Origin of the sequence: Pseudomonas sp. RC10-4-2 (assembly GCF_050433085.1) — a bacterium.
In the GTDB taxonomy this organism is placed as follows: Bacteria; Pseudomonadota; Gammaproteobacteria; order Pseudomonadales; family Pseudomonadaceae; genus Pseudomonas; species Pseudomonas aeruginosa.
Window position 1 is genome coordinate 1 of record NZ_JBNPXX010000004.1, and the last position, 22,811, is coordinate 22,811.

Sequence of the window (22,811 nt, forward strand, 5' to 3'; positions counted from 1 at the left end):
TGCGGCGGCGCCTACCTGACCCTCAAGGGCGGCAACATCGAGCTGGGCATGCCCGGCAACTTCGTGGTCAAGGCGGCGAAGCACAGTCATGTCGGCGCGGCCAGCCTGGAAGCCGAGCTGCCGCAGTTCGAGGTGGGCGAGACGCAGCGGCGGTTCGTCCTCAAGCAACTGGACGGGCAGACGGCCATGCCCAACGTGCCCTATACCATCACCATGGCCAACGGCGAGGTCATCGAGGGCGTCACCGACGCCGAAGGCGCTACCCAGCTGCTGCAGAAGGATGCGATGAACATCGCCAAGGTCGATATGAAACACACGAAATCGCCCGCCTCCGCAGTTGCCGGGATAGCAGCGGCGGTTGGCGCGGCGGTTGCAGTCGGCAAGCTCCTGAGTGGCCCCGACGCCGAGGCCGGACGTGCTCTCAGCGAAGGGGAAATCAGCCTGGCGAAAGGCGTATTCGGCGATTCCATCGACTATTCCACGGTCCGCCTGCGCGACGAGGACTATGTCCCCTGGCAGGGCAAGGACTACGTGATGGCGCCGAACGGCCACATCTACTTCGGCGAGGAGTTGCGCGGCGTGGCGGACTGGAGCCTGGAGAGCCTGCAGCGCCAGGGTCTGTTCATTCACGAAATGACCCATGTCTGGCAGCACCAGCATGGCGTCAACGTCCTTCTGGTGGGGGCCTACCAGCAAGCCAGGCAGTTTCTCCTAGGCGACCAGTACGCCTACCGGTTGGAGCCGGGAAAGACGTTGAAGGACTACAACATCGAACAGCAGGGAGACATCGTTCGAGATTATTTCCTCGAGAAGAACGAGTTCGGGGAAGCCTCTGCGAACAGCAGGTTCGCTGGCGTACTGAAAAACTTCCCAACGGGATACTGACCAATGAAATGCAAGACCTTGCTCATTGCCTGCCTGTTCGGCCTGGGAAGCGCCCAGGCCCTGGCCGTTTCCAAACTGCCACCGCAGATCCCGGTGCACGCCGGCTCCGGGCGCGTGACACTGGATCTACGCCCCTTGCTGGCGGAAACCAACGACGTCGAGATCACCCGTGTTTCGGTATGTCGGCGGGTCGGCAGCCATTGCCAGGAAACGCTGTGGCGGATCGAGCTCCCGCCCGGGTGGCGTGCCGGGGAGATCGAGGTCTTCGGCGACTATCCCGGCTCCAGCGTGCTCCTGCGCCGGCCGGAGCGCTTGCAGCCAGATGGGAGCTACAACGCATTCATTCATTTCAACGAGCGTAGCCGTCGGCACCGGCAAACGGTTTCCAGCATTGCCGTCGAATTCTGCCTGGTCGGCGAACCTGGCAACTGGATGCTGCTCGACGAAGCGACCTGCCTGGCACGACGCAACGCCGAGGAGCGGCAAGGAGAGAAGCCATGAACGATAGGGTTCGGTCGAGGACGATCGTCTCTGCCCAGTCCATCACCTTGCCCAAGGGCGGCGACGTGCAGCTGGTGCCGCCTCCGCCCAAGCCTTGCGTGACCATCGTGGTGCATGGCGTCAACGATCTCGCGGGTTGCTACGAACGGATCGAGCGAGGGCTCTGCCAGGGGCTCAACGAACGCCTGGACATGCCGCCGACCTTGCCCGGCGGGCAGGCCAATCCCGGCTACCTGACGCCGGCGGGCTACAGCCTGCCGGCGGACGACGAAGGCAAGGCAGAGAACCCCGACGTCGTCTACTACCGGCGCAAGTTCGCCAGTGGCGCCGGCGGGGCCGCCGTACGCAGCGTAGTCGTACCTTTCTACTGGGGCTTCCGCGAGGAAGAGCAATACATCAACAAGACCGCGGCCCACGGCGAATGGCTGGACCGCAACGGCAACCGGCTGGACAAGTCCGGCACCAAGGAAGGCGGGCAGTTCGTCAATGCCACCACCAACCTGCCGGACATGTGGGGCCAGGGTTTCAACGGCAAGCTGTTCGGTTTCATCTCGCTGGACTGGTTCGGCGGCACCATGACCCATCCGCTGTTTTCGGCGGCAGGGCGCAAGTACATGGTCCTTGCGGCCATGCGCCTGGCCATGTTGATCAAGATCATCCGCAAGCGTTACCCCGACGACACCATCAATGTCGTCGGGCACAGCCAGGGCACCCTGTTGACCCTGCTGGCACATGCCTTCCTCAAGGATGACGGCGTGGCGCCGGCGGACGGGGTGATCATGCTCAACTCACCCTACGGCCTGTTCGAACCCCTCAACGAGAAGCTCCAGGGCTGGAGCAGCCAGCAGACCAGAGAGGCGCGGCTGGCCACGCTCAAAGGTATCCTCGAGTTCATCTGCGGCCGACGCCATCCGGTCCCCGCGCTGAGCAGCGTCGCGTTGCGCAACTGCCAAGGCTACGGCGCGATAGGCGGCCCCGGCTGGGTGGGTGGCCAGGGCTGCCAGACGACCATCGACGGGGAACGGCTCAGCTTCGATGAGCGCGACAATCGCGGCAGTGTCTACCTGTATTTCACGCCCCAGGACCAGACGGTGGGACTTGCCAACGTCCAGGGTATCGGCTGGCGCGGCATTGCTGAGCAGGTCAAGGGGCTCCCGGGAAGGACCGGGCTGCCGCAGGGTTTTCACCAGCGCATCTTCACCGTACGCAAGCGCAATGGCGAGAAGGAAAAGATCGGCGGGCACGCCCCTCCCCATGTCTATCCTCTTCTGCTGGCCGGCGAGAAGACCTGGGAAGACACCGGGCTGGGCGGCAAGGACAGATTCGGCCGGGCGAACTTCGACCAGGGCGACAGCGTGCTGCTGACCGCGCCGCGTCTGCCGTTGCCGACGGAAGCGCGATTCGATTTCGACGGAGCCGTCACGGCGCCGGGAGAGAACTCCGCCAGCGGCGTCTATCAGGTGCGCGATACCCTCGATCCGATCGACGCCGCCATCGGCGTAAGCAACGGCGGCTGGAAGGAAAAGGACAGCGGGCACGCCGTCGCGCAACAGGTGGACGCCGCGCTGGCGTACCGCTACGGGCGCGACGCGCGCAGCGTGGAGAGGGCGTTGAACGAAGGCAAGGAATTGGCCCAGCAGACCCATGTATTTTCCGCTCGTGAACTGGGCACCGGCATGGTTCTGGTCACCCGCGCGGAAACTCCCTACGAGGCCCGGCTGCGCCTGCAGACGGCGGAGGGCCATCTGGAGCCCTTGTCGTTCCACTCGGCCATACCCAACAACCCGGAGCATAACCGGCGGGTACTGGCCTATGACCTGGCCATCGGGGCCGGGGACAGCGTGGATGATGTGGTTTTCTATCAGTATCTGTGTCGGGTGGCGGATTGGCGGTTGGATTGGAAGGCTTCGGACAAAGGAATATTTAGTCAAGGTGATGCGTCTGTTGATCTGCCGGATGAAGAGGTGCGTGCTTTGTACCGTGCGGAAGAATCTAAAAACAGCCAGTTAATAGACGCCACCGTAGCTTACCGCAAGAGTGGCGAGTTCCCTGTGGTAGTAGGAAATAGACTGCCTTCCCTAGTCGGGACACAAACCATCCTAGATCGTTACCACGAGCAGGCGGTGCGCTTTGGGGGGACAATCTAATGCGCTTGATGCTCTCAGCTTTCTCTCTCGTTGGCGTCCTTTTGAACTGCCCTGTGGGGCAGGCGGCCGAGTCGCCGCTATCCTCGATGCGCTGCTTTGCCAGTCCGGCCACGTCCGTTACCGCCTACGCCCCGGCCAAGGAGGCCACCATGTCCGCTGATGCTTATCACCCACCGACAACTTCGCCGCGCCTGGAAACCCTGGACGTGCTCAGCATAGGCATGAGCCTGGATGTGTTTCGCCAGGGGCAAGTGTGGAAGGCCTTGCAGGAGCAGAATGCCGCACAGGCCGAGGCGTTGCATGTCGGCAGCATCCTGCCGATGGACCCGAAGAAGTATCCGACGTCTGCGGATGACAAGGATATGGCGTATGAAAAGCGCCAAGCGGACGCCTTGGAACTAGGGCTGAAAAACTTCCTGGAGAAATGGCCGATACCGACGGTGACGGTGGTGCGTGGTTGGGATCCGAGCACTCCTAACCTACGCTTCACTCCGGAGGAGACGCGGGAAAGCCTGTCAGTAAAAGTCAATGATCTCCGTGTTCCGGCTGGACTGCATTGGCATCGGATTGCCAATTTGCAGGATGGCATTATCTGTAACGATACGCCTGAAGGAGTACTGGAGGCGTTGTTCAGTTTATTCGAACGCAACCCTGACTTGCCAGCAGTGTTGGTGTATGCGAATGAAGGCATCAGTATGGCGGGGGCGCTTTCCAGTAGAGATGTAACATTCAAGTCACTAGGCGCTGTGTCAGGCCCTCGGATACCTGGAACGCTTACGGATGCAATGGTCGCCCTGATCGTCGGCCGCCCCGAGCGGGTCGACTGGCTACGCCAGTTCGCCCCCTACACCAAGGTCAACGAAAACCGGATCGACCCCGAGTTCCGTGGCTGGGGCTGGCGCAAGCCGCCGGTGGAGTTCCGCCCCACGCCGTTCATTCCCCAGCCCTGGACCGAGCGGGCTCTGGAGCAGTGGGATGCGTTGCCGGTGCTGGCCAGGCTGCATCGGCCGGTGAGTGTGCCGCTGACCCACCCGGATACCGGCGAACGGCTCAAGCGCGAAGCTCTCACCGCACAACTGGCCGCTGCCTGGAAGACGGCCAGTGCCGGGCTCAGGCCGGCGCCCGCCCGGCTGTTCTACGACGGCGGTTTGAACGCCACGCCGCTGGCCGAACTCACCCCGGCGCTGGGCGCCGCGCAGAGTTCGCTGGACTTGCTGGACTCGCGGGAAAGCTACGACCTGACCCAGCGCCTGGGCGACACCGGCGCGGCCTCGCCCTTCGTTGGCATCACCCTGGCGACCATGGCCAGCTACCTCAACGGCGACAGCAGCATGGTGATGCCGTTGCGGCGCAAGGACCAGGCGACCCTGATCGGCATCAGCTCGCCGACGCCGGGGAAGAAGCCCGTTCACGACCCGTTCGGCGTCGACCTGCTGCCGCAGACCGCCAGCGGCGACGGTCCGCCGCCATCGGCCGACCCGGTGGCGCCCGCCAGTCGGCTCACGACCCGGTTGCCGCCCGGCGAAGACTATGCCCTGGAAGAGTTCCTGAGCAGCCTCAAACCCAGCACCGACTGGCAGGACGATTTATAGGTCGATGGTGTCCCGCGCCAGATGGAGTTTTCGTCAGATGACAAGGAAAGGTGACCTACAAGCAGGCCCAGGTGCGGTATGGCATCCAGGGCCGGTCGACGGTTCTGGTATGGTTGCGCAAGCATGGTCGGCAGGATTGGAGCCAAGGGGCGTCGATTCGGGCCGAGAGGAGTTGCGCGATGTCTGACCCCAAAACGCTCACTCCAGAGCAGCGGATCAAAGAGCTTGAGCAGCAGCTTGAGTTGATGAGCCAGAAGGATCAGTTCTTCGAGACCGTCGTCGATGTCCTGAAAAATGATTACGGTGTATCGGTCGTAAAAAAGCGATCCGGCAAGTCCTCTCGCAAGGTCAAGTCGCAGGACTGAGCATTGCCAGGGCTTGTCAGTTTCTTGGCATGAGCCGACAGGCTTACTACAAGCGCAATCGAGTTGCTGATAGCAAAGCACGCCAGGCAGATCGGGTTGTCGAATTTGTTCAACAAATCCGGATACGTCAGCCACGACTAGGCACACGAAAGCTGCACTATCTGCTGCATTGCCAGCCTGATAGGCGGCTCCAAATTGGCCGAGACCGACTATTTCAGGTCCTGGGAGAGCGCCGTTTGCTGGTGTTGCCCAAGCGGGCGTATCACAAGACAACACAAAGCTTTCACCGCTTCTACCGCCATCCGAACCTACTCAAGTCAGGCCCGAACCAGGTTGTCCCGTCAGGACCGGAGCACGTTTGGGCGGCGGACATTACTTACCTGCCAGCCAGTAGCGGCCCGCTGTACCTAAGCCTGGTAACGGATGCGTATTCCAGAAAAATTGTTGGCCATCATGTGCATGAAAGCCTGCATGCCAAGTCAGTTGCACAAGCCTTTAGGCAGGCCCTACGCAAACGGCAGCGTCGCCAGTCACTGGTCCACCACTCGGATCGCGGTATTCAATATTGCTCGGCGCTGTATCAGTCACTGCATGCACGGCATGGCGTCCAGTGCTCGATGACTGACGGATATGACTGCTACCAGAACGCGCTAGCTGAGCGCATCAACGGGATCCTCAAAACAGAGCTGCTGCTGAGTAGCCCTGAAAATCTGGAGCAGGCAAGGAAGATGGTTGCTGAAGCCGTGCAGATCTACAACACAGAGCGACCTCACATGGCCCTGAAAAACAAAACGCCCGATGCGGTGCATCGGGCGTTTTGAGGCCTATCGGCCTACCTGAGCAGGTGTAAACCTATTTCAGGACTAGACAAGACCTGCCTCGCCGCCACCCGCTCCGCCGAGCGGCGCCTGTCCCTCGCCGCGAGACCAGAGCAACCGATCCTGTCCGGCCGGGAATGGCACTCAAGGCCGGGGCCAGATGAAGGGTCGATCGGCGGATAGTTCCTCGGGGCTGGCCGTTTCACGTCTATAGTTCTGCATGCTCGGATGCCGTTCCTACCAGGACTCCCACAGGAGCAACAGGATGCGCTCATGGCATGGCGTAGTCACGAAAATCGCCAAGCAAGGCAAGGGCGCCGTGGTCAAGAATCGACTCGGCCCGGAAGAGCTTCTGGTGCCCTTCACAGTGAGTACGCTCGTCGAGGTCGACCTGGACGCAAGGATCTACGGAACGGATGTGGACGACACGCCCTGGGCGGAGGGCGACGAACGAAAGGAGGTGCTGGTCGGTACCGAAGTAGAACTGCTGACCGATACGGATACCTTTCCTACCCATGCGTCCCAGGTGCTCAGCGCCAATTTCCGTTTCGCCCTCGACATCGTCAAGGGAGGGCTCAGCGGCCCGGTCAGGAAAGGGGCGGTCCTGGTCATCTACCACGACTTCCAGCAGGAGATCCGGAGAGGCGACTCCGGCAGCGCCTTCGCGGAGGCGGTCGTCGCCTATGCGCGGAACAAGCTCTACAAGCCGGCCTTCGCGATCAAGGCAGATACCAACTACGCCCAGTTGGTTCGGGATCTAGGCAAGGTTGCCGCGGAGAGCGGCGAACAGTACTTCATCGATACGATCCTCATCGCCACCCACGGCACGGCTGGCCAACTCTGGCTGGGCAACCCCCACGGCGAGAGCACCGCGGACGTCATGGCCCGGCGTGTCCAGGGCAAGCAGTTCGTCGAGCCCCAGGCCTTTGGTGCGACCCTTCTCGAACTGTTCGGCAAGGAACTGGCCATCGCCCTCTACGGGTGCGACTTCGCCGGGGACGAGGACGGAGAAGCGGCGGCCCTCGAGCTGCGCATCGCCGCCAACGCGAGAGCGGTCTACGCCGGCAAGGGCACGGTGTATCTCAATGCCAGCAAAGAGGGTCGTTCCACGGTGACCTGCAGCAAGGCGATGGTGGTCTACCGGACCGACAAGATCGAGGTACTGGGTGGAAACCAGGTACCGGTATTCGATATCTGAGGCCCCGCCCCGCACTGTCATTGCCGATTGACCAGGATCTTCGGCCCCAGACGCTCCGCCTCGCCCCTGGCCTTTTCCCTGGGGAGAGCCTTAAGATCGGGAGTCCGCACTGGGGCGGACCTTCTCTTCCTGCGGGTGGTTTCTCCGGATGCTTCCAGACAGCATGGTGGGTAGCAGCGCGCGGCGCCTTCGTTTGCGGCGGACGCGCGGGCGTGTCGGGCTCGGCCTGGTGGCCGGGCTGTCGGTACTGGCAGGCATGACCGACGCCATCGGTTTCCTCGCCACCGGCGACTTCGTTTCCTTCATGAGCGGCAACACCACGCGCCTGGCGGTATCGCTGGGCGAGGGCGACTTCGGCGGGCTGGTGCGGCTGAGCGTCGCCCTGGCCAGTTTCGTCGTCGGCAACGCGCTGGGAGTGATACTGGCGCGCTTCAGCGGGCGCCGGGCGGCGCCGATCCTGGTCTGCTGCGCGATGCTGCTGGCGTTGTCGGCGGTCTGGCCATTCGACTGGAACGTGCCGGCGCTGGTCGCCGCGATCCTCGCCATGGGCATGCTCAACGCCGTGGTCGAGCAGGTCAACGGCCTGCCCATCGGCCTGACCTACGTCACCGGCGCCCTCTCCCGCTTCGGCCGCGGCCTCGGCCGCTGGCTGCTGGGCGAGCGGCGCAACGGCTGGCGGGTGCAACTGGTGCCTTGGAGCGGTATGTGCGTCGGCGCGGTGCTCGGCGCCCTGCTGGAACAGCAACTGGGCCTCGCGGCGATGGCGGCGAGCGCAGCGCTGGCGGCTCTTCTCGCGTTGCTGGCACTGGTGATTCCGCGGCCATGGCAGATGGACTATATGGTGCGTTGAGCGGCCACTGCGGGGTTTGCCGCGTGCCACGACGGCCCGACGAATCCCCGGAACGGAGCGCAGCACTTCTTGACCTCGCCTGGAACCATTCAATAGGATGCGTGCACACGCACTTATATGGAATGGCGAGCCGATGAACCGCAGCGCCCTGGATTTCCGCCACTTCGTCGACCACCTGCGTCGCCAGGGTGACCTGGTGGACGTGCACACCGAGGTCGACGCCAACCTGGAGATCGGCGCCATCACCCGCCGGGTCTACGAACGCCGCGCACCCGCCCCGCTGTTCCACAACATCCGCGACAGCCTGCCCGGCGCGCGGGTACTGGGCGCGCCGGCCGGCCTGCGCGCCGACAGGGCCCGCGCCCATTCGCGCCTGGCGCTGCATTTCGGCCTGCCGGAACACAGCGGGCCGCGGGACATCGTGGCCATGCTGCGCGCCGCGATGCGCGCGGAACCGATCGCGCCGCGCCGGCTGGAGCGCGGGCCGGTGCAGGAAAACGTCTGGCTCGGCGAGCAGGTGGACCTGACCCGCTTCCCGGTTCCCTTGCTCCATGAGCAGGACGGCGGGCGCTATTTCGGCACCTACGGTTTCCACGTGGTACAGACGCCGGACGGCAGTTGGGACAGTTGGTCGGTGGGCCGGCTGATGCTGGTGGACCGCAACACCCTGGCGGGTCCGACCATTCCCACCCAGCACATCGGCATCATCCGCGAGCAGTGGCGCCGCCAGGGCAAGCCAACGCCCTGGGCGATGGCCCTCGGCGCACCGCCAGCGGCACTCGCGGCGGCCGGCATGCCGTTGCCGGAGGGGGTCAGCGAAGCCGGCTACGTGGGCGCCCTGGTCGGCGAGCCGGTGGAGGTGGTGCGCACGCAGACCAACGGCCTGTGGGTTCCGGCCAATGCCGAGATCGTCCTGGAGGGCGAGATCAGCCTCGACGAAACCGCGCTGGAAGGCCCGATGGGCGAATACCACGGCTATTCCTTCCCCACCGGCAAGCCGCAGCCGCTGTTCCACGTCCATGCGCTGAGCTTCCGCGACCAGCCGATCCTGCCGATCTGCGTCGCCGGCACGCCACCGGAGGAAAACCACACCATCTGGGGCACCATGATTTCCGCGCAACTGCTGGACGTGGCGCAGAACGCCGGACTGCCGGTGGACATGGTCTGGTGCTCCTACGAGGCGGCGACCTGCTGGGCCGTGCTGTCGATCGACGTGCAACGCCTGGCGGCCCTGGGCACCGACGCCGCGGCCTTCGCCGCACGGGTCGCCGAGACCGTCTTCGGCTCGCATGCCGGACACCTGGTGCCGAAGCTGATCCTGGTCGGCAACGACATCGACGTCACCGAGATCGACCAGGTGGTATGGGCGCTGGCGACCCGCGCGCATCCGCTGCACGACCATTTCGCCTTCCCGCAGATCCGTGACTTCCCGATGGTTCCCTACCTCGATGCCGAGGACAAGGCACGAGGCAGCGGCGGTCGGCTGGTGATCAACTGCCTGTACCCGGAACAGTTCGCCGGGCAAATGCGTGCCGCTACGGCGTCGTTCCGCCACGCCTATCCGACGGCGCTGCGCAGGCGAGTCGAAGAACGCTGGAGCGACTACGGATTCGGCGACGCCTGAGCGCTACAATCCCCGCCCTGGCGAAAGAGGATCGAGGAAGGTGACCGGGCCAATGACCGAGACGAACGCACTGGGGCTGCCCCAAGGCCCGCTGTACCTGATGACGGAGATCGTCCGCCAGCGCGAACGGCAACTCACCGCCCTGCTTGCCCCTCTCGAACTGGGGCTGCATGAATGGCGTGCGTTGCGGATCATCCACGCCTTCGACGGTGACGTGCCGATGAGCGTGCTCATCGAGCACTCACAGACCGACCGCACTGCGCTGGGCCGGACCATCGAACGGCTGGTGCGGCGCGGCTGGGTCAGCCGCCTGCCGGATCCGGACGACGGGCGCGCCGTGCTGGTGCGCCGCAGCCCCGCGGCACAGGCGGTGTTCGAGCAGGCCCTGGCACAGGTCGCAGGGCTCGACGAAAGGCTGCTGGCGGGTCTCGTCTCCGGCCCGGAAGAAGAGACGCTGACCCTCGTCCTGGGCAAGTTGCTGCGGGCCTTCGACGGGCTTTCCCGCGTGAGGCAATAGCCTTTCGAGGGCATCTCCGGGTTTGCGAAGCAACTCTCATCCCGGTCATGGACTGTCCATCCGGCCCCCTATTTGCTGGCCGATTGATAGCATGGGCGGCCTTCGCAAGCCCATTCGACCTGCAATGCCACGACACCCGCACACCACCCTGCTCCTCTGCCTTTGCCTGACCCTGCCCGGTTGCGAGAGCGGCCGCAGCTACAGCCTTTCCGAAGGCGCGCCTGTCACAGGCATCCGCATCCAGCGCGACGACCGCTCGCCGTTGCAGCGCCTGCGGGACTGCGAACGCCAGGGTTGCAGCGAGCGGCAGAAGATCGACCCGTTCACCCCCGATCCTGACTACCTGCGCGCGGAAGGCCACTTCCCGCTGCCCTGGTAAGCTTCCCTCTTCGCCCGTTCCCGACGGGCTTTTTTCCGTTCCCGACAGATACCCTCAGCTGCCCTCAGCGCTTTCCTACGCACCAAGAAGGAAAGCCTCTCGCCTCTCTCGGAACGAGCCGATTTCTCGGCAGTCGCCGTTCGCATTCCATTGGTCACCCAACGGCAACCAGGATCAGCCATCACTGGTCTGCCCTCGCATGGAAACGGCCGCGCCCCCGGCGCCCCATGTCCGGCCCCACCCGCTAAGTCCAGAGGACCGAAGATGAACGACTACATCGCCCGGCTGCGCGAGAAATACGACGCCCATTTCGGTTGTGCGCCCGCCATGACCCTGGATTGCCGGGACTTCTGGAGACACTGCGTAGCGGCGCCGGAAATGGCGGTCTTCGCTTATCGCCTGGAAAGCACCCGGCGGCCGCACCATGTGGTGATCACCGCCGGGATGAGCCAGGCACCGATGCATTTCGCGCCCTACATGGGCAAGGCGCGCTGGTCCGCCGAGCTGATCTGCTATCTCGACGAACTGGGCGGCGATGACCTGCGCCACCTGCAATGGCTCGCCGGCCTGCCATTCCACGAGCGCCTCGCCCTGGGACATGGACATGCGGTGGCGTTCGGCTTCCCGCTCTACGAGCAGAGCCTGCTGCGGCACTTCCTTCTCCTCCCGGCGCCGCTGGAGGAGGATGCCTCCCTGTTCGACGGCTTCGCCCTGTCGGCGCATCCGGTCGACCTGCTGTGGGTCGTGCCGTTGACCGAGCAGGAATACCAGGTGAACGTCAAGGAACACCTCGAGGGCATCGCCAGGCTGCTGACCGACGCCGGCCACCCGCTCAGCCTCGACCGGCACCGCCATTGCTACGTCACCGGCCAGTCGCCGGAAGGGCTCGCACGGGTGCTGCACTAGCCCCGCAGGGAAAGACTAATAGCGCGGGCCCTACCTTCGTCGGGAAAGCGATGATGACGTTTTTCAATCGGTTCGATGCCGTTTTCCCCGCTTGCCGATCCGCTCGTCGTCTACGATTCTTGCTGGACGTGAGAACGGCTCCGGAGGGGCGCGCATGAAAACCGTGGCACAACTGTTGAACGCCAAGCAGAACCAGCAGGTGTACACCATCGGAGCGGACGAGATGGTGCTCGACGCCCTGCGCCTGATGGCGGAAAAGAACATCGGCGCGCTGCTGGTGGTGAACCATGGCGAGGTGGTAGGGGTGGTCAGCGAGCGCGACTATGCGCGCAAGATGGTCCTCAAGGGCCGTTCGTCCATCGGTACGCCGATCAGCGCGATCATGAGCGCGCCGGTGGTCAGCGTGGACTCGAAGCAGAGCGTCGACACCTGCATGAACCTGATGACCGATCGCCACCTGCGCCACCTGCCGGTCGTGGAAGACGGCCAGTTGCTCGGCCTGCTGTCCATCGGCGACCTGGTCAAGGCGGCGATCGCCGAGCAGGCCGAGCTGATCCAGCAACTGGAACAGTACATCCGCGGCGACTGAAGCGTACATGCCGGACCTACCCTTTTCCCGCCGGCTCACGCGATAATCCGCGGCTGTTCCCGTTGCGAGCTGCCGCCATGTCCTCTCCGCTGAAAATCCGCCGCTACATTCCCGCCGACCGCGATGCCACCCTGGCCATCTGGCTGGAGGCCTCGCGCGTCGGCCACGGTTTCCTCGGCGAAGCCGAGTTGCAGAAGCAGAAGGCACTGGTTCGCGATCATTATCTGGATGCCTCGGAAACCTGGCTGGCGCTGGACGGCGATACGCCGCTGGGCTTCATCGGCCTGCTCGATGCCTTCATCGGCGGCCTTTTCGTCGCTCCGGCGGCCCACGGGCGCGGGATCGGCCGGCAACTGGTGGAGCACGCGGCAACCCTGAAGGGCGCGCTGGAAGTCGAGGTCTACGCCGCCAACCGCGAGGCGCTGGGGTTCTACGCGCGCTGCGGCTTCGTCGAGAGCGGCCGACGCCCGCGTGATGACGAGGGACGCGCGCTGGAGATCGTCCAGTTGCGCCGCGAACACTAGTCGCCCTTGCGGAAAGCGCTCGGCGAGACGCCGCTCAGGCGCTTGAAGAAACGGGTGAAGTAGGCCGGCTCGCTGAAGCCGAGGCGGTCGGCGATCTCGTTCACCGTCATCGCCGTGTAGACCAGGTCGCGCTTGGCCTCCAGCAGCAGGCGCTGGTGCACGATGCCCAGTGCGGTCTGCCCGCTGAGGCGGCGCGCCACGCTGTTCAGGTGTGCCGGGGAGATGCCCAGGCGACGCGCGTACTCGTCGATTCCCAGGTGCTCGCGGAAATGCCGCTCGACCAGTTGCGAAAAGGCCGATAGGTATTCCTGACCACGACCCGGCCGTGCCTCCGCCCGCCGGACCATCACCTGCCGCCCCAGCCACACCGCCAGCACGCCGATCAGCGACTGCAACAACAGCTCGCGCGCCGGCGCAGCGCCGGCGTACTCGCCGTCTATGGCGTCGAACAGCGTGTCGATATAGCGCCGGTCCGCGCCCACCGGGTACAACCCCGGCGCCTCCAGCGCCTGGCGCTGCGCGCCGAGGTGCGCCTGCAAGCGCGCCAGCAACGGTGCGGCGACCGTCAGCACGTAGCCGTCGATGCGCTCGGAGAACTGGAAGCCATGGATGCACAACGGCGGTACGAACTGGATGGAAGGCTGCTCGACGCGAGTCGGCTCGCCCTCGACCTGGAGCTGCGCCCAGCCCTTTCGCACGTAGAGCAACTGAGCGAGATCGGCGTGCCGGTGCGGCTTGATCTCCCAGTCGTGCAGACGACTGCGGGCGGGGATCGACTCGCAGTGCAGCAGGTCCGGGGTCGGCCATTCGAGGGGAGCGCCGTAGAGCTTGAACACCGGGACGTCGCGGATGGAATCCGTCATCGAGCCCTCCGAGCGAAATGGCCGATTGCCGAACAGACTTTATAAAAGTCCAGAAATAGATCGGCAATTTGCCTTCTATAGCACTCCACGGCAAACAAAAATACAGCCACCTCCAGACAAGATCAGCGCCGGCGCATGCGCCGCCGGCCAGCCATAACAGCGAGAGGGCTATCCGCAATGAAGACTCAAGTCGCCATCATCGGCGCCGGTCCGTCCGGCCTCCTGCTCGGCCAGTTGCTGCACAAGGCCGGCATCGACAACGTGATCCTCGAACGCCAGACCCCGGACTACGTGCTCGGCCGCATCCGCGCCGGCGTGCTGGAACAGGGTATGGTCGACCTGCTGCGCGAGGCCGGCGTCGACCGGCGCATGGCGCGCGACGGGCTGGTCCACGAAGGCGTGGAGATCGCCTTCGCCGGGCAGCGCCGGCGCATCGACCTGAAGCGCCTGAGCGGCGGCAAGACGGTGATGGTCTACGGCCAGACCGAGGTCACCCGCGACCTCATGGAGGCCCGCGAAGCCTGCGGCGCCACTACCGTCTACCAGGCCGCCGAGGTGCGCCTGCACGACCTGCAAGGTGAGCGCCCCTACGTGACCTTCGAACGCGACGGCGAACGGCTGCGCCTGGATTGCGACTACATCGCCGGCTGCGATGGCTTCCACGGCATCTCGCGGCAATCGATCCCGGCGGAGCGGCTGAAGGTCTTCGAGCGGGTCTATCCGTTCGGCTGGCTCGGCCTGCTCGCCGACACCCCGCCGGTCAGCCACGAACTGATCTACGCCAACCATCCGCGCGGCTTCGCCCTGTGCAGCCAGCGTTCGGCCACCCGCAGCCGCTACTACGTGCAGGTGCCATTGTCGGAGAAGGTCGAGGACTGGTCCGACGAGCGCTTCTGGACGGAACTGAAGGCGCGACTCCCGTCCGAGGTGGCGGAGAAACTGGTGACCGGACCTTCGCTGGAGAAGAGCATCGCGCCGCTGCGCAGCTTCGTGGTCGAGCCGATGCAGCATGGCCGGCTGTTCCTCGCCGGCGACGCCGCGCACATCGTGCCGCCCACCGGCGCCAAGGGACTGAACCTGGCGGCCAGCGACGTCAGCACGCTCTACCGGCTGCTGCTGAAGGCCTACCGCGAAGGGCGCGGCGAACTGCTGGAACGCTACTCGGCAATCTGCCTGCGGCGGATCTGGAAGGCCGAACGCTTCTCCTGGTGGATGACTTCGGTGCTGCATCGCTTCCCCGACACCGACGCGTTCAGCCAGCGCATCCAGCAGACCGAACTGGAGTACTACCTGGGCTCCGAGGCGGGCCTGGCGACCATCGCCGAGAACTATGTCGGCCTGCCCTACGAGGAAATCGAGTAGGCCGCGCCACCCCGGCGCAACGCCGGGGCACCTTTCCCAAGGCGGGACGCAACGTTGGCGCAGGCGGATATCGACGAAAGACGGCCCACGGATCGATTCTCCCCGGCACCTGTCCTACCCCAGGCGCAGTATGATGCCCGCTGCCTTCGCGTTCCGTCCGCCCCAGGTGCCGTCTTGTCCGATCTCGCCCAGAACCCGCCCGCGGTCCGTACCGTCCTCGCCGGCCTGATGCTGTCGATCTTCCTCAGCGCCCTCGACCAGACCATCGTCGCCGTCTCCCTGCCGGCGATCTCGGCCGACTACGCCGACCTCGACCTGCTGGCCTGGGTGATCTCGGCCTACATGGTGGCGATGACCGTATCGATGCCGATCTACGGCAAGCTCGGCGACCTCTACGGCCGCCGCCGTCTGATGCTCTTCGCCATCGTCGTGTTCACCGCCGCCTCGCTGCTTTGCGGGCTCGCGCAGAGCATGGGCCAACTGGTGCTGGCGCGAGTGCTGCAGGGGATCGGCGCGGGCGGGCTGATGGCGGTGAGCCAGGCGATCATCGGCGACATCGTCCCGCCGCGCGAGCGCGGCCGCTACCAGGGTTACTTCAGCAGCATGTACGCCATCGCCAGCGTCGCCGGCCCGGTGCTCGGGGGCCTGCTCACCGAGTACCTGTCGTGGCGCTGGGTATTCTGGATCAACCTGCCGATCGGCCTTCTCGCGCTGGCCATCTCGCGGCGAACCCTGGTCGGCCTGCCGGTGCCGCGCCGGCAACCGGTGATCGACTACCTGGGCATCGTGCTGATGGTGGTGGGCCTCACCGCGCTGCTCCTGGCCATCACCCAGATCGGCCAGGGCGCAGCCTGGAGCGACCCTGCGCTGCTCGGCCTGTTCGCCCTGGCGGCGCTCGCCCTGCTGCTGTTCGTCGCCCAGGAGCGGCGCTTCCGCGAACCGCTGGTGCCGATGCAACTGTTCGCCGTCCGCGCCGCCACCCTCAGTTGGCTGGTTGCGTTCTTCGCCAGCTTCCAGGCCATCTCGCTGACCGTGCTGGTACCGCTGCGCTACCAGAGCGTTACCGGCGCCGGCGCCGACAGCGCCGCGCTGCATCTGCTGCCGCTGGTCATGGGCCTGCCGCTGGGCGCGTACTGCTGCGGGCGGCTGACCGCCAGCCTGGGACGCTACAAGCCGCTGATCCTGCTCGGCGCCGTCCTGTTGCCCTGCGGCATCGCCGGCCTGGCCCTGGTCCCGGTCGGCGACCACTGGCTGTCCGGGCTGTGCATGCTGCTCACCGGGATCGCCATCGGTACCCAGTTCCCGACCAGCCTGGTGGCCGCGCAGAACGCCGTGGAGCAACGCCACATCGGCGTCGCCACCAGCAACGCGACGTTGTTCCGCTCCCTCGGCGGGGCGGTCGGGGTGGCGCTGATGTCGGCGATCCTGCTGGCCCTGCTCAAGCACCTGCGGATCGGCGGCGGGCTCGACCAGGGCTTTTCCGAGAGCGCCCTGCTGAGCAGCCTGGACGCCGCCAGCGGGCCGGCCCGGGTGATCCTCCAGCATGTCCTCGCGGATGCCTTCAAGGTGCTCTTCCTGGTCAACGCGGCGGTGGCGCTGCTCGGCCTGGCGGTGGCCTCGGCACTGCCCGACATGACCCTGCGCGGCCGCGGCGCGACGCAACCGGCGGCAGGCGAGTGAGCGGACGCCGATAATCGAACGCTTTCGTCCCGTCGGCGACGGCGTCCGGTTTACAAAAGTAACCGTTCGGTACATTTTCCCGGCATCGATGACATCATTGCTGTGGAGGCTGCGCCATGACGCGCACGGTACTGGTCCTGAACGGCCCCAACCTGAATCTGCTCGGCACCCGCGAGCCACAGACCTACGGCCGGCGGACCCTGGGCGAAATCGCCGACGAATGCGCGGCCTTCGCCGAGACGCGCGGCTTCGCCGTGGACTTCCGCCAGACCAACCAGGAAGGCCAACTGCTCGACTGGATCCACCAGGCCCGCGGCCGGGTCGCCGGCATCGTCATCAACCCCGCCGCCTGGACCCACACCTCGGTGGCGCTGCGCGACGCCCTGGCCGCGGTGGAACTGCCGGTGGTCGAAGTGCACCTGTCCAACGTCCACCAGCGCGAAGCGTTCCGCCACCACTCCTACGTCTCGCCGGTGGCGCTGGGAGTGATCTGCGGATTCGGCAGCCTCGGCTACCGCCTGGCCCTGGAACATTTCGCCGAGCGTTTCGAGGCGGCCGCATGAGCGCGCCGCGATCGGTTCTCGCCGGCCTGATCGGTGCCGGCATCCAGGCGTCGCGGACCCCTGCCCTGCACGAGCGCGAGGGCGACGCCCAGGGCATCCGCTATCTGTACCGGCTGATCGATCTCGACCTGCTGGGCAAGTCGGCGGACGACCTGGAGTTCCTGCTCGCCGCCGCCAGCGACCTCGGCTTCACCGGGCTGAACGTCACCTTCCCCTGCAAGCAGGCGATCATCCCCCTGCTCGACGAACTCTCCGCCGAGGCGCGCGGCATCGGCGCGGTGAACACCGTGGTGCTGCGCGATGGCCGGCGCATCGGCCACAACACCGACTGCCTGGGCTTCGCCGAGGGCTTTCGGCGCGGCCTGGCCGGCGCGCCGCGCCAGCGCGTGGTGCAGATGGGCGCGGGCGGCGCCGGCGCGGCAGTGGCCCATGCGCTGCTCGCCGAGGGCGTCGAGCGGCTGGTCCTGTTCGACGTCGACCCGGCGCGGGCCCAGGCCCTCGCGGACAACCTCAACCAGCACTTCGGCGCGCCACGAGCGCTCGCCGGCAGCGACCTGGCCGGCGCCCTGGGCGACGCCCAGGGATTGGTCAACACCACCCCGGTGGGCATGGCCAAGCTACCCGGCATGCCGGTGCCGGCGGAACTGTTGCGCGCCGACCTGTGGGTCGCCGAGGTGATCTACTTTCCGCTGGAAACCGAGCTGCTGCGCCAGGCCCGCGCCCTCGGCTGCCGCACACTGGACGGCGGCACCATGGCGGTGTTCCAGGCGGTGAAGGCATTCGAACTGTTCAGCGGGGTGGCGGCCGACGCCGCGCGCATGCAGGCGCACTTCGCCAGCCTGGGCGACTGAATGGCGCCCCTCTCCCGCCAAGGGGAGAGGGGACCGGAGTCAGGCACGGATGTAGCGCAATACCGCCTCGCCAATCATCCGCCGGTGCCGCTGGCGAACCTCGGCGTCGTGCAGGTCGGTGCGAAAGATCCGCGACACGGTGTAGCGATTGGACACCCGGTAGAAGCAGAACGAACTGATCAGCATGTGCACGTCGAGCGCCTCCAGCCCGGCGCGGAACACCCCTTCCGCTTCGCCGCGGCGGAGAATCTCGGCGATGCTCTGGACGATCGAGCTGTTGACGCTCTGCACCAGTTCGCTGCTGGCGATGTGCTCGCCCTTGTGGATGTTCTCGATGCTGATGATGCGCACGAAATCCACGTGCCGGTCGTGGTAGTCGAAGCTGAACTCCACCAGCTTCTCCATCGCCTTGGCCGGCGGCAGCGCGCCCAGCCGCAGGGTGCCCTCGATACCGCGGATGTCGCTGTAGAGCTTCTCCAGCACGGCCTGGTAGAGCTGCTCCTTGCTGCCGAAGTAGTAATAGATCATCCGCTTCGAGGTATGCGTGCGCTCGGCGATGGCGTCCACCCGCGCACCCGAGAGGCCCTGGGCGACGAACTCGTCGATGGCGGCGCGGAGGATGTCCTGGCGGGTCTTCTCGGGATTGTTCTTGCGTCCCTTGCCGCGCGGAGCGGATTCCTCCACGACGGCGGGATCAGGCTTGGACATCGGTGACTCACTCGTGGCCGGCGGGAATTGCGGCCGATTATGCGGGGCCCGCCCGGCTGTAGGAAGAGCACCTGCCGGAGCCCCGACAATTCTCACAGCTTGACCCGGCGCACACCCCGCCGCGCTTGCGCCATCGCCGCCAGGCGCACCGGCACGTTGGCCGCGCCGTAGCCGGCGTAGTCGTGGCGGCGCTGGAGGATCTCGAAGAAGAAGCGCTCCTCGAACGGCTCGGTGAACACATGGAACAGCTCGCCGCCCTGGGCGTCGCGGTCGTAGAGGACGTTGTAGTAGGCCAGTTCGCTGAGGAACTCGTCGTCGAAGTCGAAGCGCGCGGCGAGGTCGTCATAATAGTTCAGCGGGATTTCCAGCAGTGCGACCCCGGCCTCCTTGGCCTGGGCCACGGCGGCGAAGATGTCGGCGCAATCGAAAGCGATGTGGTGCACGCCGGAACCGCGATAGCTGGACAGCGAACGGGCGATGGCGGTGTTGCGGTCCTCGGAAATGTTCAGCGGCAGGCGCACGCTGCCGCAGGGGCTACGCACGGCGCGACTGGTGACCAGGCCATAGGGGTCGGGCAGCACCACCTCGTCATCGGCGCCGAAGTCGAACAGGCTCTTGTAGAACAGCACCCAGCTGTCCAGGCCTTCGGCGGGCAGCGCCAGGGCCACGTGGTCGACGCGCCGCAGGCCGAGGCCGGAGGTGTCGGCGTCGTTCGTCACGAAGTCGCTGTCGTAGATGCTGCGGCCCTCGGTGTGCCGCTCGACCAGATACAGCAGGCTGCCGTCGAGGGCGCGCACCGCCGGGATTTCCCGCTCGTTGGGGCCGAGCAGTCCGCGGTACGGCTGGCCTCCGTACGCACGAGCGCGCTCCAGCGCCTGGCCGGCGTCACGCACGCACAGCGCGGTGGCGCACAAGGACGGTCCGTGGGCCTCGAAGAAACCGTGGGCGAAGGAATAGGGCTCGGCGTTCAGCACCAGGTTGATGTTGCCCTGGCGCAACAGGCTGACATTCTTCGAACGGTGCTCACCGGCCCTGGCGAAGCCCAGTCGTTGCAACCACTGGCCAAGGCGCGCGCCGAGCGTCTCGTCGACGGCGAACTCGAGGAACTCGATGCCGTCGCAGAGGCTCGCCGGCGGCGGCGCGAACAGCTCGTCCACCGCCACGTGCGGCGTCTGGCGTTGCAGGTGCTCGCGGGTCTTCTCCTCGAGGTAGAGCAGCGAGCGCAGGCCGTCGACGGCGTTGGCGCGAGTCGGCGCGGCGCGGAAGCCGTCGTTGAAGACCTCCAGCGACAGCGGACCGCGATAGCCGGACGCGACGACCGGCGCGAGGAAGCCTGCCAGGTCGAAGCCGCCCTGACCCGGGAAGCAGCGGAAGTGCCGGCTCCATTCCAGCACGTCCATTGCCAGCAAGGGCGCGTCGGCCATCTGCACGAAGAAGATCTTTTCCCCCGGAAGATCGGCGATGCCGCGGGGATCGCCGTCCAGCGAGAGGGTGTGGAAGCTGTCGAGGATCAGCCCGAGGTTCGCCTGGTCGGCCCGCCGCACCAGGTCCCAGGCCTGCTCCCAGGTGTTCACCTGGCGCCCCCAGGCCAGCGCCTCGTAGCCGATGCGCAGGCCGCGGACGGCGGCGCGCTCGGCCAGCTGCCGGAGGTCATCGGCCAGCAGCGCCGGTTCGCCGAGGGCATCGGCAGCGACGTTGCTGCACACCAGCACCAGGTCGGTGCCGAGTTCCTGCATCAGGTCGAACTTGCGTTCGGCGCGCTCCAGGTTTCGCTCCAGGCGTTCCCGGCGGCAGCCCTCGAAGTCGCGGAACGGCTGGAATAGCAGGATCTCCAGGTCCAGGTCGGCACACAGCCGGCGTACGTCGCGCGGGCTGCCGTCGTAATGAAGCAGGTCGTTCTCGAAGATTTCCACCCCGTCGAAACCGGCGGCGGCGATGGCCTCGAGCTTTTCCGGCAGGGTGCCGCTCAGGGATACGGTGGCGATCGAACGCTGCATGCTTCGACTCCTCAATGCGCCCTACGGCGCCTGGCGCCGCGCGAGGGCCGGCGGCGGAACGGCGGAGGCGCGGATAGCCCGCGCGGGATGCGCCGGGAAGCCACTTCGGGTCGCTGAGACCGCTCGCCCGGCAAGCCGATTATTGGTTTGCGCCAACTGACGGGCAACGCAAAATGTACGAACTGGTTAGTATTCCGTTCGAATATCGAACGGAAGCACGATTATCGAATTGACGCTTTTTCGACCAATCGCGCACCATCGCTGCCACCCGTGCAGGCCGTCCCGATCTGCCGGAAGCGCTCCGCGCTTCTTTCCGGGCACCTGCGCAACCCACGCGACATAACAATTTCAAGAATCGGGTACCCGCTCATGTCCATCGCCGACCTCTCCGTCCGCCCTCCATCCCGTCCGCTGGCCGCTCGTCCGGCCCGACCGCCCCTGGCCCGCTGACACCGGCGCGGCCCCTGGCCCGCCCGCGTGCAACCCAGAACGACAAATCCAGGCCGGGCGCCCAGGCACCGGCCGCCGAAAGGATGGCCCCGTCAATGATCCACTCTTCCAGCTCTCGACTGCTCGCCGCCGACGCCCCGCGGGAATCCCGCGGCGGCAGGATCCGCAACGCCTTCGCCGTCGGCCGGACGCGCTGGGGCATGCTCGCCCTGGTGTTCTTCGCCACCACCCTGAACTACATCGATCGCGCCGCCCTCGGCGTGATGCAGCCGATCCTGGCCGAGAAGATGAGCTGGACGGCGATGGACTACGCCAACATCAACTTCTGGTTCCAGGTCGGCTACGCCATCGGCTTCATCCTCCAGGGCCGCTTCATCGACAAGGTCGGGGTCAAGCGCGCGTTCTTCCTCGCCGTGTTGCTCTGGAGCCTGGCCACCGGCGCCCACGGCCTGGCGACCTCGGCGGCGGGCTTCATGGTCTGTCGCTTCATCCTCGGCCTGACCGAGGCGGCCAACTACCCGGCCTGCGTGAAGACCACCCGCCTGTGGTTCCCCGCCGGGGAACGGGCGGTGGCCACCGGCATCTTCAACGCCGGCACCAATGTCGGCGCGATGGTCACCCCGGCCCTGTTGCCGCTGATCCTCGGCGTCTGGGGCTGGCAGGCGGCGTTCCTCTGCATGTCGGCGCTGGGCCTGGTCTGGCTGGTGTTCTGGTGGCGCAACTACTACAACCCCGAGGAGCATCCGCGGGTGAAACAGAGCGAGCTGGAATACATCCAGCAGCAGGAGGAGCCGCCCGCCACCCGCGTGCCCTTCTCGCAGATTCTCCGCCGCCGCGGCACCTGGGCCTTCGCCCTGGCCTACTCGATCACCGCGCCGGTGTTCTGGTTCTACCTCTACTGGCTGCCGCCGTTCCTCAACCAGCAGTACGGCCTGGGCATCAGCGTGACGCAGATGGGCATCCCGCTGATCCTGATCTGGTTGACCGCCGACTTCGGCAGCGTCGGCGGCGGCATCCTTTCGTCCTGGCTGATCGGCCGCGGCATGCCGGCGATCCGCGCGCGCCTGCTATCGATGCTGCTGTTCGCCTGCACCATCGTCGGCGTGGTGTTCGCCGCCAACGCCAGCGGCCTGTGGATCGCCGTGCTGGCCATCGCCCTGGCGGTCGGCGCGCACCAGGCGTGGACGGCGAACATCTGGAGCCTGGTGATGGACTACACGCCCAAGCACCTGATGAGCACGGTGTTCGGCTTCGGCGGCATGTGCGCGGCGCTGGGCGGGATGTTCATGACCCAGATCGTCGGCGGCGTACTGACCGCGACGAACAACAACTACGCGGTGCTCTTCACCATGATCCCGGCGATGTACTTCATCGCCCTGACCTGGCTGTACTTCATGGCTCCGCGCCGGATCGAAGCCTGAGTCCAAGCGCCCGGCGCTCGC

20 protein-coding genes and 1 pseudogene are annotated in these 22,811 nt (G+C 66.0%); 18 read left to right on the forward strand and 3 right to left on the reverse strand.

What is annotated here, in order from left to right; genetic code table 11:
- The 13 genes and pseudogenes from FHW81_RS18830 to FHW81_RS18890 form a co-directional block, all read left to right on the forward strand.
- Window positions 1-885: DUF2345 domain-containing protein (locus FHW81_RS18830; RefSeq protein ID WP_010792405.1), on the forward strand; the 885-nt coding region annotated here is incomplete at its 5' end.
- A gap of 3 nt (window positions 886-888) precedes the next feature.
- Window positions 889-1,386, forward strand: coding sequence for a hypothetical protein (locus tag FHW81_RS18835; protein ID WP_023091464.1), 498 nt, complete (start codon window positions 889-891; stop codon window positions 1,384-1,386).
- Window positions 1,383-3,533: a DUF3274 domain-containing protein gene (locus FHW81_RS18840; RefSeq protein ID WP_023091465.1), complete on the forward strand. Its 2,151-nt coding sequence runs from the start codon at window positions 1,383-1,385 to the stop codon at window positions 3,531-3,533. The genes FHW81_RS18835 and FHW81_RS18840 overlap by 4 nt, the downstream gene beginning before the upstream one ends.
- Window positions 3,533-5,125, forward strand: a complete 1,593-nt coding sequence (locus tag FHW81_RS18845) for a type VI lipase adapter Tla3 domain-containing protein (RefSeq protein ID WP_277608258.1) — start codon at window positions 3,533-3,535, stop codon at window positions 5,123-5,125. The genes FHW81_RS18840 and FHW81_RS18845 overlap by 1 nt, the downstream gene beginning before the upstream one ends.
- Window positions 5,126-5,166: 41 nt before the next feature.
- Window positions 5,167-6,311 (forward strand): annotated as a pseudogene (locus FHW81_RS18850) (IS3 family transposase); the annotation flags it as partial.
- A 262-nt stretch (window positions 6,312-6,573) separates the two neighbouring features.
- Window positions 6,574-7,506, forward strand: a complete 933-nt coding sequence (locus tag FHW81_RS18855) for a hypothetical protein (protein ID WP_003106171.1) — start codon at window positions 6,574-6,576, stop codon at window positions 7,504-7,506.
- Window positions 7,507-7,669: 163 nt separating this feature from the next.
- A complete protein-coding gene (locus tag FHW81_RS18860) occupies window positions 7,670-8,356 on the forward strand; it encodes a YoaK family protein (protein ID WP_003106170.1) in 687 nt (228 codons plus the stop codon).
- 133 nt (window positions 8,357-8,489) lie between these two features.
- Window positions 8,490-9,980, forward strand: a complete 1,491-nt coding sequence (hudA, locus tag FHW81_RS18865; protein WP_003118119.1) for a UbiD family decarboxylase HudA — start codon at window positions 8,490-8,492, stop codon at window positions 9,978-9,980.
- A gap of 40 nt (window positions 9,981-10,020) precedes the next feature.
- The gene (locus tag FHW81_RS18870; RefSeq protein WP_077143932.1) at window positions 10,021-10,497 is read left to right on the forward strand and encodes a MarR family winged helix-turn-helix transcriptional regulator; all 477 of its coding nucleotides are present in this window, start codon (window positions 10,021-10,023) and stop codon (window positions 10,495-10,497) included.
- A 91-nt stretch (window positions 10,498-10,588) separates the two neighbouring features.
- On the forward strand, window positions 10,589-10,876 hold the full coding sequence (locus FHW81_RS18875; protein ID WP_003123838.1) for a hypothetical protein: 288 nt from the start codon (window positions 10,589-10,591) through the stop codon (window positions 10,874-10,876).
- Window positions 10,877-11,140: 264 nt separating this feature from the next.
- Window positions 11,141-11,782 carry a suppressor of fused domain protein gene (locus FHW81_RS18880; RefSeq protein ID WP_003118118.1) on the forward strand — a complete coding sequence of 214 codons (642 nt, stop codon included), beginning with the start codon at window positions 11,141-11,143 and terminating at the stop codon, window positions 11,780-11,782.
- Window positions 11,783-11,936: 154 nt separating this feature from the next.
- The gene (locus FHW81_RS18885; RefSeq protein WP_003112686.1) at window positions 11,937-12,371 is read left to right on the forward strand and encodes a CBS domain-containing protein; all 435 of its coding nucleotides are present in this window, start codon (window positions 11,937-11,939) and stop codon (window positions 12,369-12,371) included.
- A gap of 77 nt (window positions 12,372-12,448) precedes the next feature.
- Window positions 12,449-12,895: a GNAT family N-acetyltransferase gene (locus tag FHW81_RS18890; RefSeq protein ID WP_003145042.1), complete on the forward strand. Its 447-nt coding sequence runs from the start codon at window positions 12,449-12,451 to the stop codon at window positions 12,893-12,895.
- On the opposite strand, the gene FHW81_RS18895 is transcribed toward FHW81_RS18890, so the two are convergent.
- Window positions 12,892-13,758, reverse strand: coding sequence for a helix-turn-helix domain-containing protein (locus FHW81_RS18895; protein ID WP_003160998.1), 867 nt, complete (start codon window positions 13,756-13,758; stop codon window positions 12,892-12,894). The genes FHW81_RS18890 and FHW81_RS18895 overlap by 4 nt on opposite strands.
- Before the next feature lie 177 nt (window positions 13,759-13,935).
- Between FHW81_RS18895 and pobA the strand changes: the two genes are divergently transcribed.
- From pobA to FHW81_RS18915, 4 genes are all read left to right on the forward strand, one after another.
- Window positions 13,936-15,120, forward strand: coding sequence for a 4-hydroxybenzoate 3-monooxygenase (pobA, locus tag FHW81_RS18900; RefSeq protein WP_003121662.1), 1,185 nt, complete (start codon window positions 13,936-13,938; stop codon window positions 15,118-15,120).
- A 174-nt stretch (window positions 15,121-15,294) separates the two neighbouring features.
- A complete protein-coding gene (locus tag FHW81_RS18905; protein ID WP_023091466.1) occupies window positions 15,295-16,800 on the forward strand; it encodes an MDR family MFS transporter in 1,506 nt (501 codons plus the stop codon).
- A gap of 116 nt (window positions 16,801-16,916) precedes the next feature.
- Entirely contained in the window at window positions 16,917-17,363 is a 447-nt protein-coding gene (aroQ, locus tag FHW81_RS18910) for a type II 3-dehydroquinate dehydratase (RefSeq protein WP_003106162.1), read from the forward strand.
- Window positions 17,360-18,214, forward strand: a complete 855-nt coding sequence (locus FHW81_RS18915; RefSeq protein WP_023091467.1) for a shikimate dehydrogenase — start codon at window positions 17,360-17,362, stop codon at window positions 18,212-18,214. The genes aroQ and FHW81_RS18915 overlap by 4 nt, the downstream gene beginning before the upstream one ends.
- Before the next feature lie 39 nt (window positions 18,215-18,253).
- Here FHW81_RS18915 and FHW81_RS18920 read toward each other — a convergent pair whose 3' ends face one another.
- Both FHW81_RS18920 and quiC read right to left on the reverse strand, forming a co-directional pair.
- The gene (locus FHW81_RS18920) at window positions 18,254-18,922 is read right to left on the reverse strand and encodes a TetR/AcrR family transcriptional regulator (RefSeq protein WP_003101858.1); all 669 of its coding nucleotides are present in this window, start codon (window positions 18,920-18,922) and stop codon (window positions 18,254-18,256) included.
- A gap of 92 nt (window positions 18,923-19,014) precedes the next feature.
- A complete protein-coding gene (gene quiC / locus FHW81_RS18925) occupies window positions 19,015-20,919 on the reverse strand; it encodes a 3-dehydroshikimate dehydratase QuiC (protein ID WP_023091468.1) in 1,905 nt (634 codons plus the stop codon).
- A 545-nt stretch (window positions 20,920-21,464) separates the two neighbouring features.
- Between quiC and FHW81_RS18930 the strand changes: the two genes are divergently transcribed.
- A complete protein-coding gene (locus tag FHW81_RS18930) occupies window positions 21,465-22,790 on the forward strand; it encodes an MFS transporter (protein ID WP_003101861.1) in 1,326 nt (441 codons plus the stop codon).
- Window positions 22,791-22,811 lie beyond the last annotated feature (21 nt).

Bases quoted from the DNA above. Each gene is read 5' to 3' on its own strand.
- FHW81_RS18835 (WP_023091464.1), top strand. From the start codon at position 889: ATGAAATGCAAGACCTTGCTCATTGCCTGCCTGTTCGGCCTGGGAAGC.
- FHW81_RS18840 (WP_023091465.1), top strand. From the start codon at position 1,383: ATGAACGATAGGGTTCGGTCGAGGACGATCGTCTCTGCCCAGTCCATC.
- FHW81_RS18845 (WP_277608258.1), top strand. From the start codon at position 3,533: ATGCGCTTGATGCTCTCAGCTTTCTCTCTCGTTGGCGTCCTTTTGAAC.
- FHW81_RS18855 (WP_003106171.1), top strand. From the start codon at position 6,574: ATGCGCTCATGGCATGGCGTAGTCACGAAAATCGCCAAGCAAGGCAAG.
- FHW81_RS18860 (WP_003106170.1), top strand. From the start codon at position 7,670: ATGGTGGGTAGCAGCGCGCGGCGCCTTCGTTTGCGGCGGACGCGCGGG.
- hudA (WP_003118119.1), top strand. From the start codon at position 8,490: ATGAACCGCAGCGCCCTGGATTTCCGCCACTTCGTCGACCACCTGCGT.
- FHW81_RS18875 (WP_003123838.1), top strand. From the start codon at position 10,589: ATGGGCGGCCTTCGCAAGCCCATTCGACCTGCAATGCCACGACACCCG.
- FHW81_RS18880 (WP_003118118.1), top strand. From the start codon at position 11,141: ATGAACGACTACATCGCCCGGCTGCGCGAGAAATACGACGCCCATTTC.
- FHW81_RS18885 (WP_003112686.1), top strand. From the start codon at position 11,937: ATGAAAACCGTGGCACAACTGTTGAACGCCAAGCAGAACCAGCAGGTG.
- FHW81_RS18890 (WP_003145042.1), top strand. From the start codon at position 12,449: ATGTCCTCTCCGCTGAAAATCCGCCGCTACATTCCCGCCGACCGCGAT.
- FHW81_RS18895 (WP_003160998.1), bottom strand. From the start codon at position 13,758: ATGACGGATTCCATCCGCGACGTCCCGGTGTTCAAGCTCTACGGCGCT.
- pobA (WP_003121662.1), top strand. From the start codon at position 13,936: ATGAAGACTCAAGTCGCCATCATCGGCGCCGGTCCGTCCGGCCTCCTG.
- aroQ (WP_003106162.1), top strand. From the start codon at position 16,917: ATGACGCGCACGGTACTGGTCCTGAACGGCCCCAACCTGAATCTGCTC.
- FHW81_RS18915 (WP_023091467.1), top strand. From the start codon at position 17,360: ATGAGCGCGCCGCGATCGGTTCTCGCCGGCCTGATCGGTGCCGGCATC.
- FHW81_RS18920 (WP_003101858.1), bottom strand. From the start codon at position 18,922: ATGTCCAAGCCTGATCCCGCCGTCGTGGAGGAATCCGCTCCGCGCGGC.
- quiC (WP_023091468.1), bottom strand. From the start codon at position 20,919: ATGCAGCGTTCGATCGCCACCGTATCCCTGAGCGGCACCCTGCCGGAA.
- FHW81_RS18930 (WP_003101861.1), top strand. From the start codon at position 21,465: ATGATCCACTCTTCCAGCTCTCGACTGCTCGCCGCCGACGCCCCGCGG.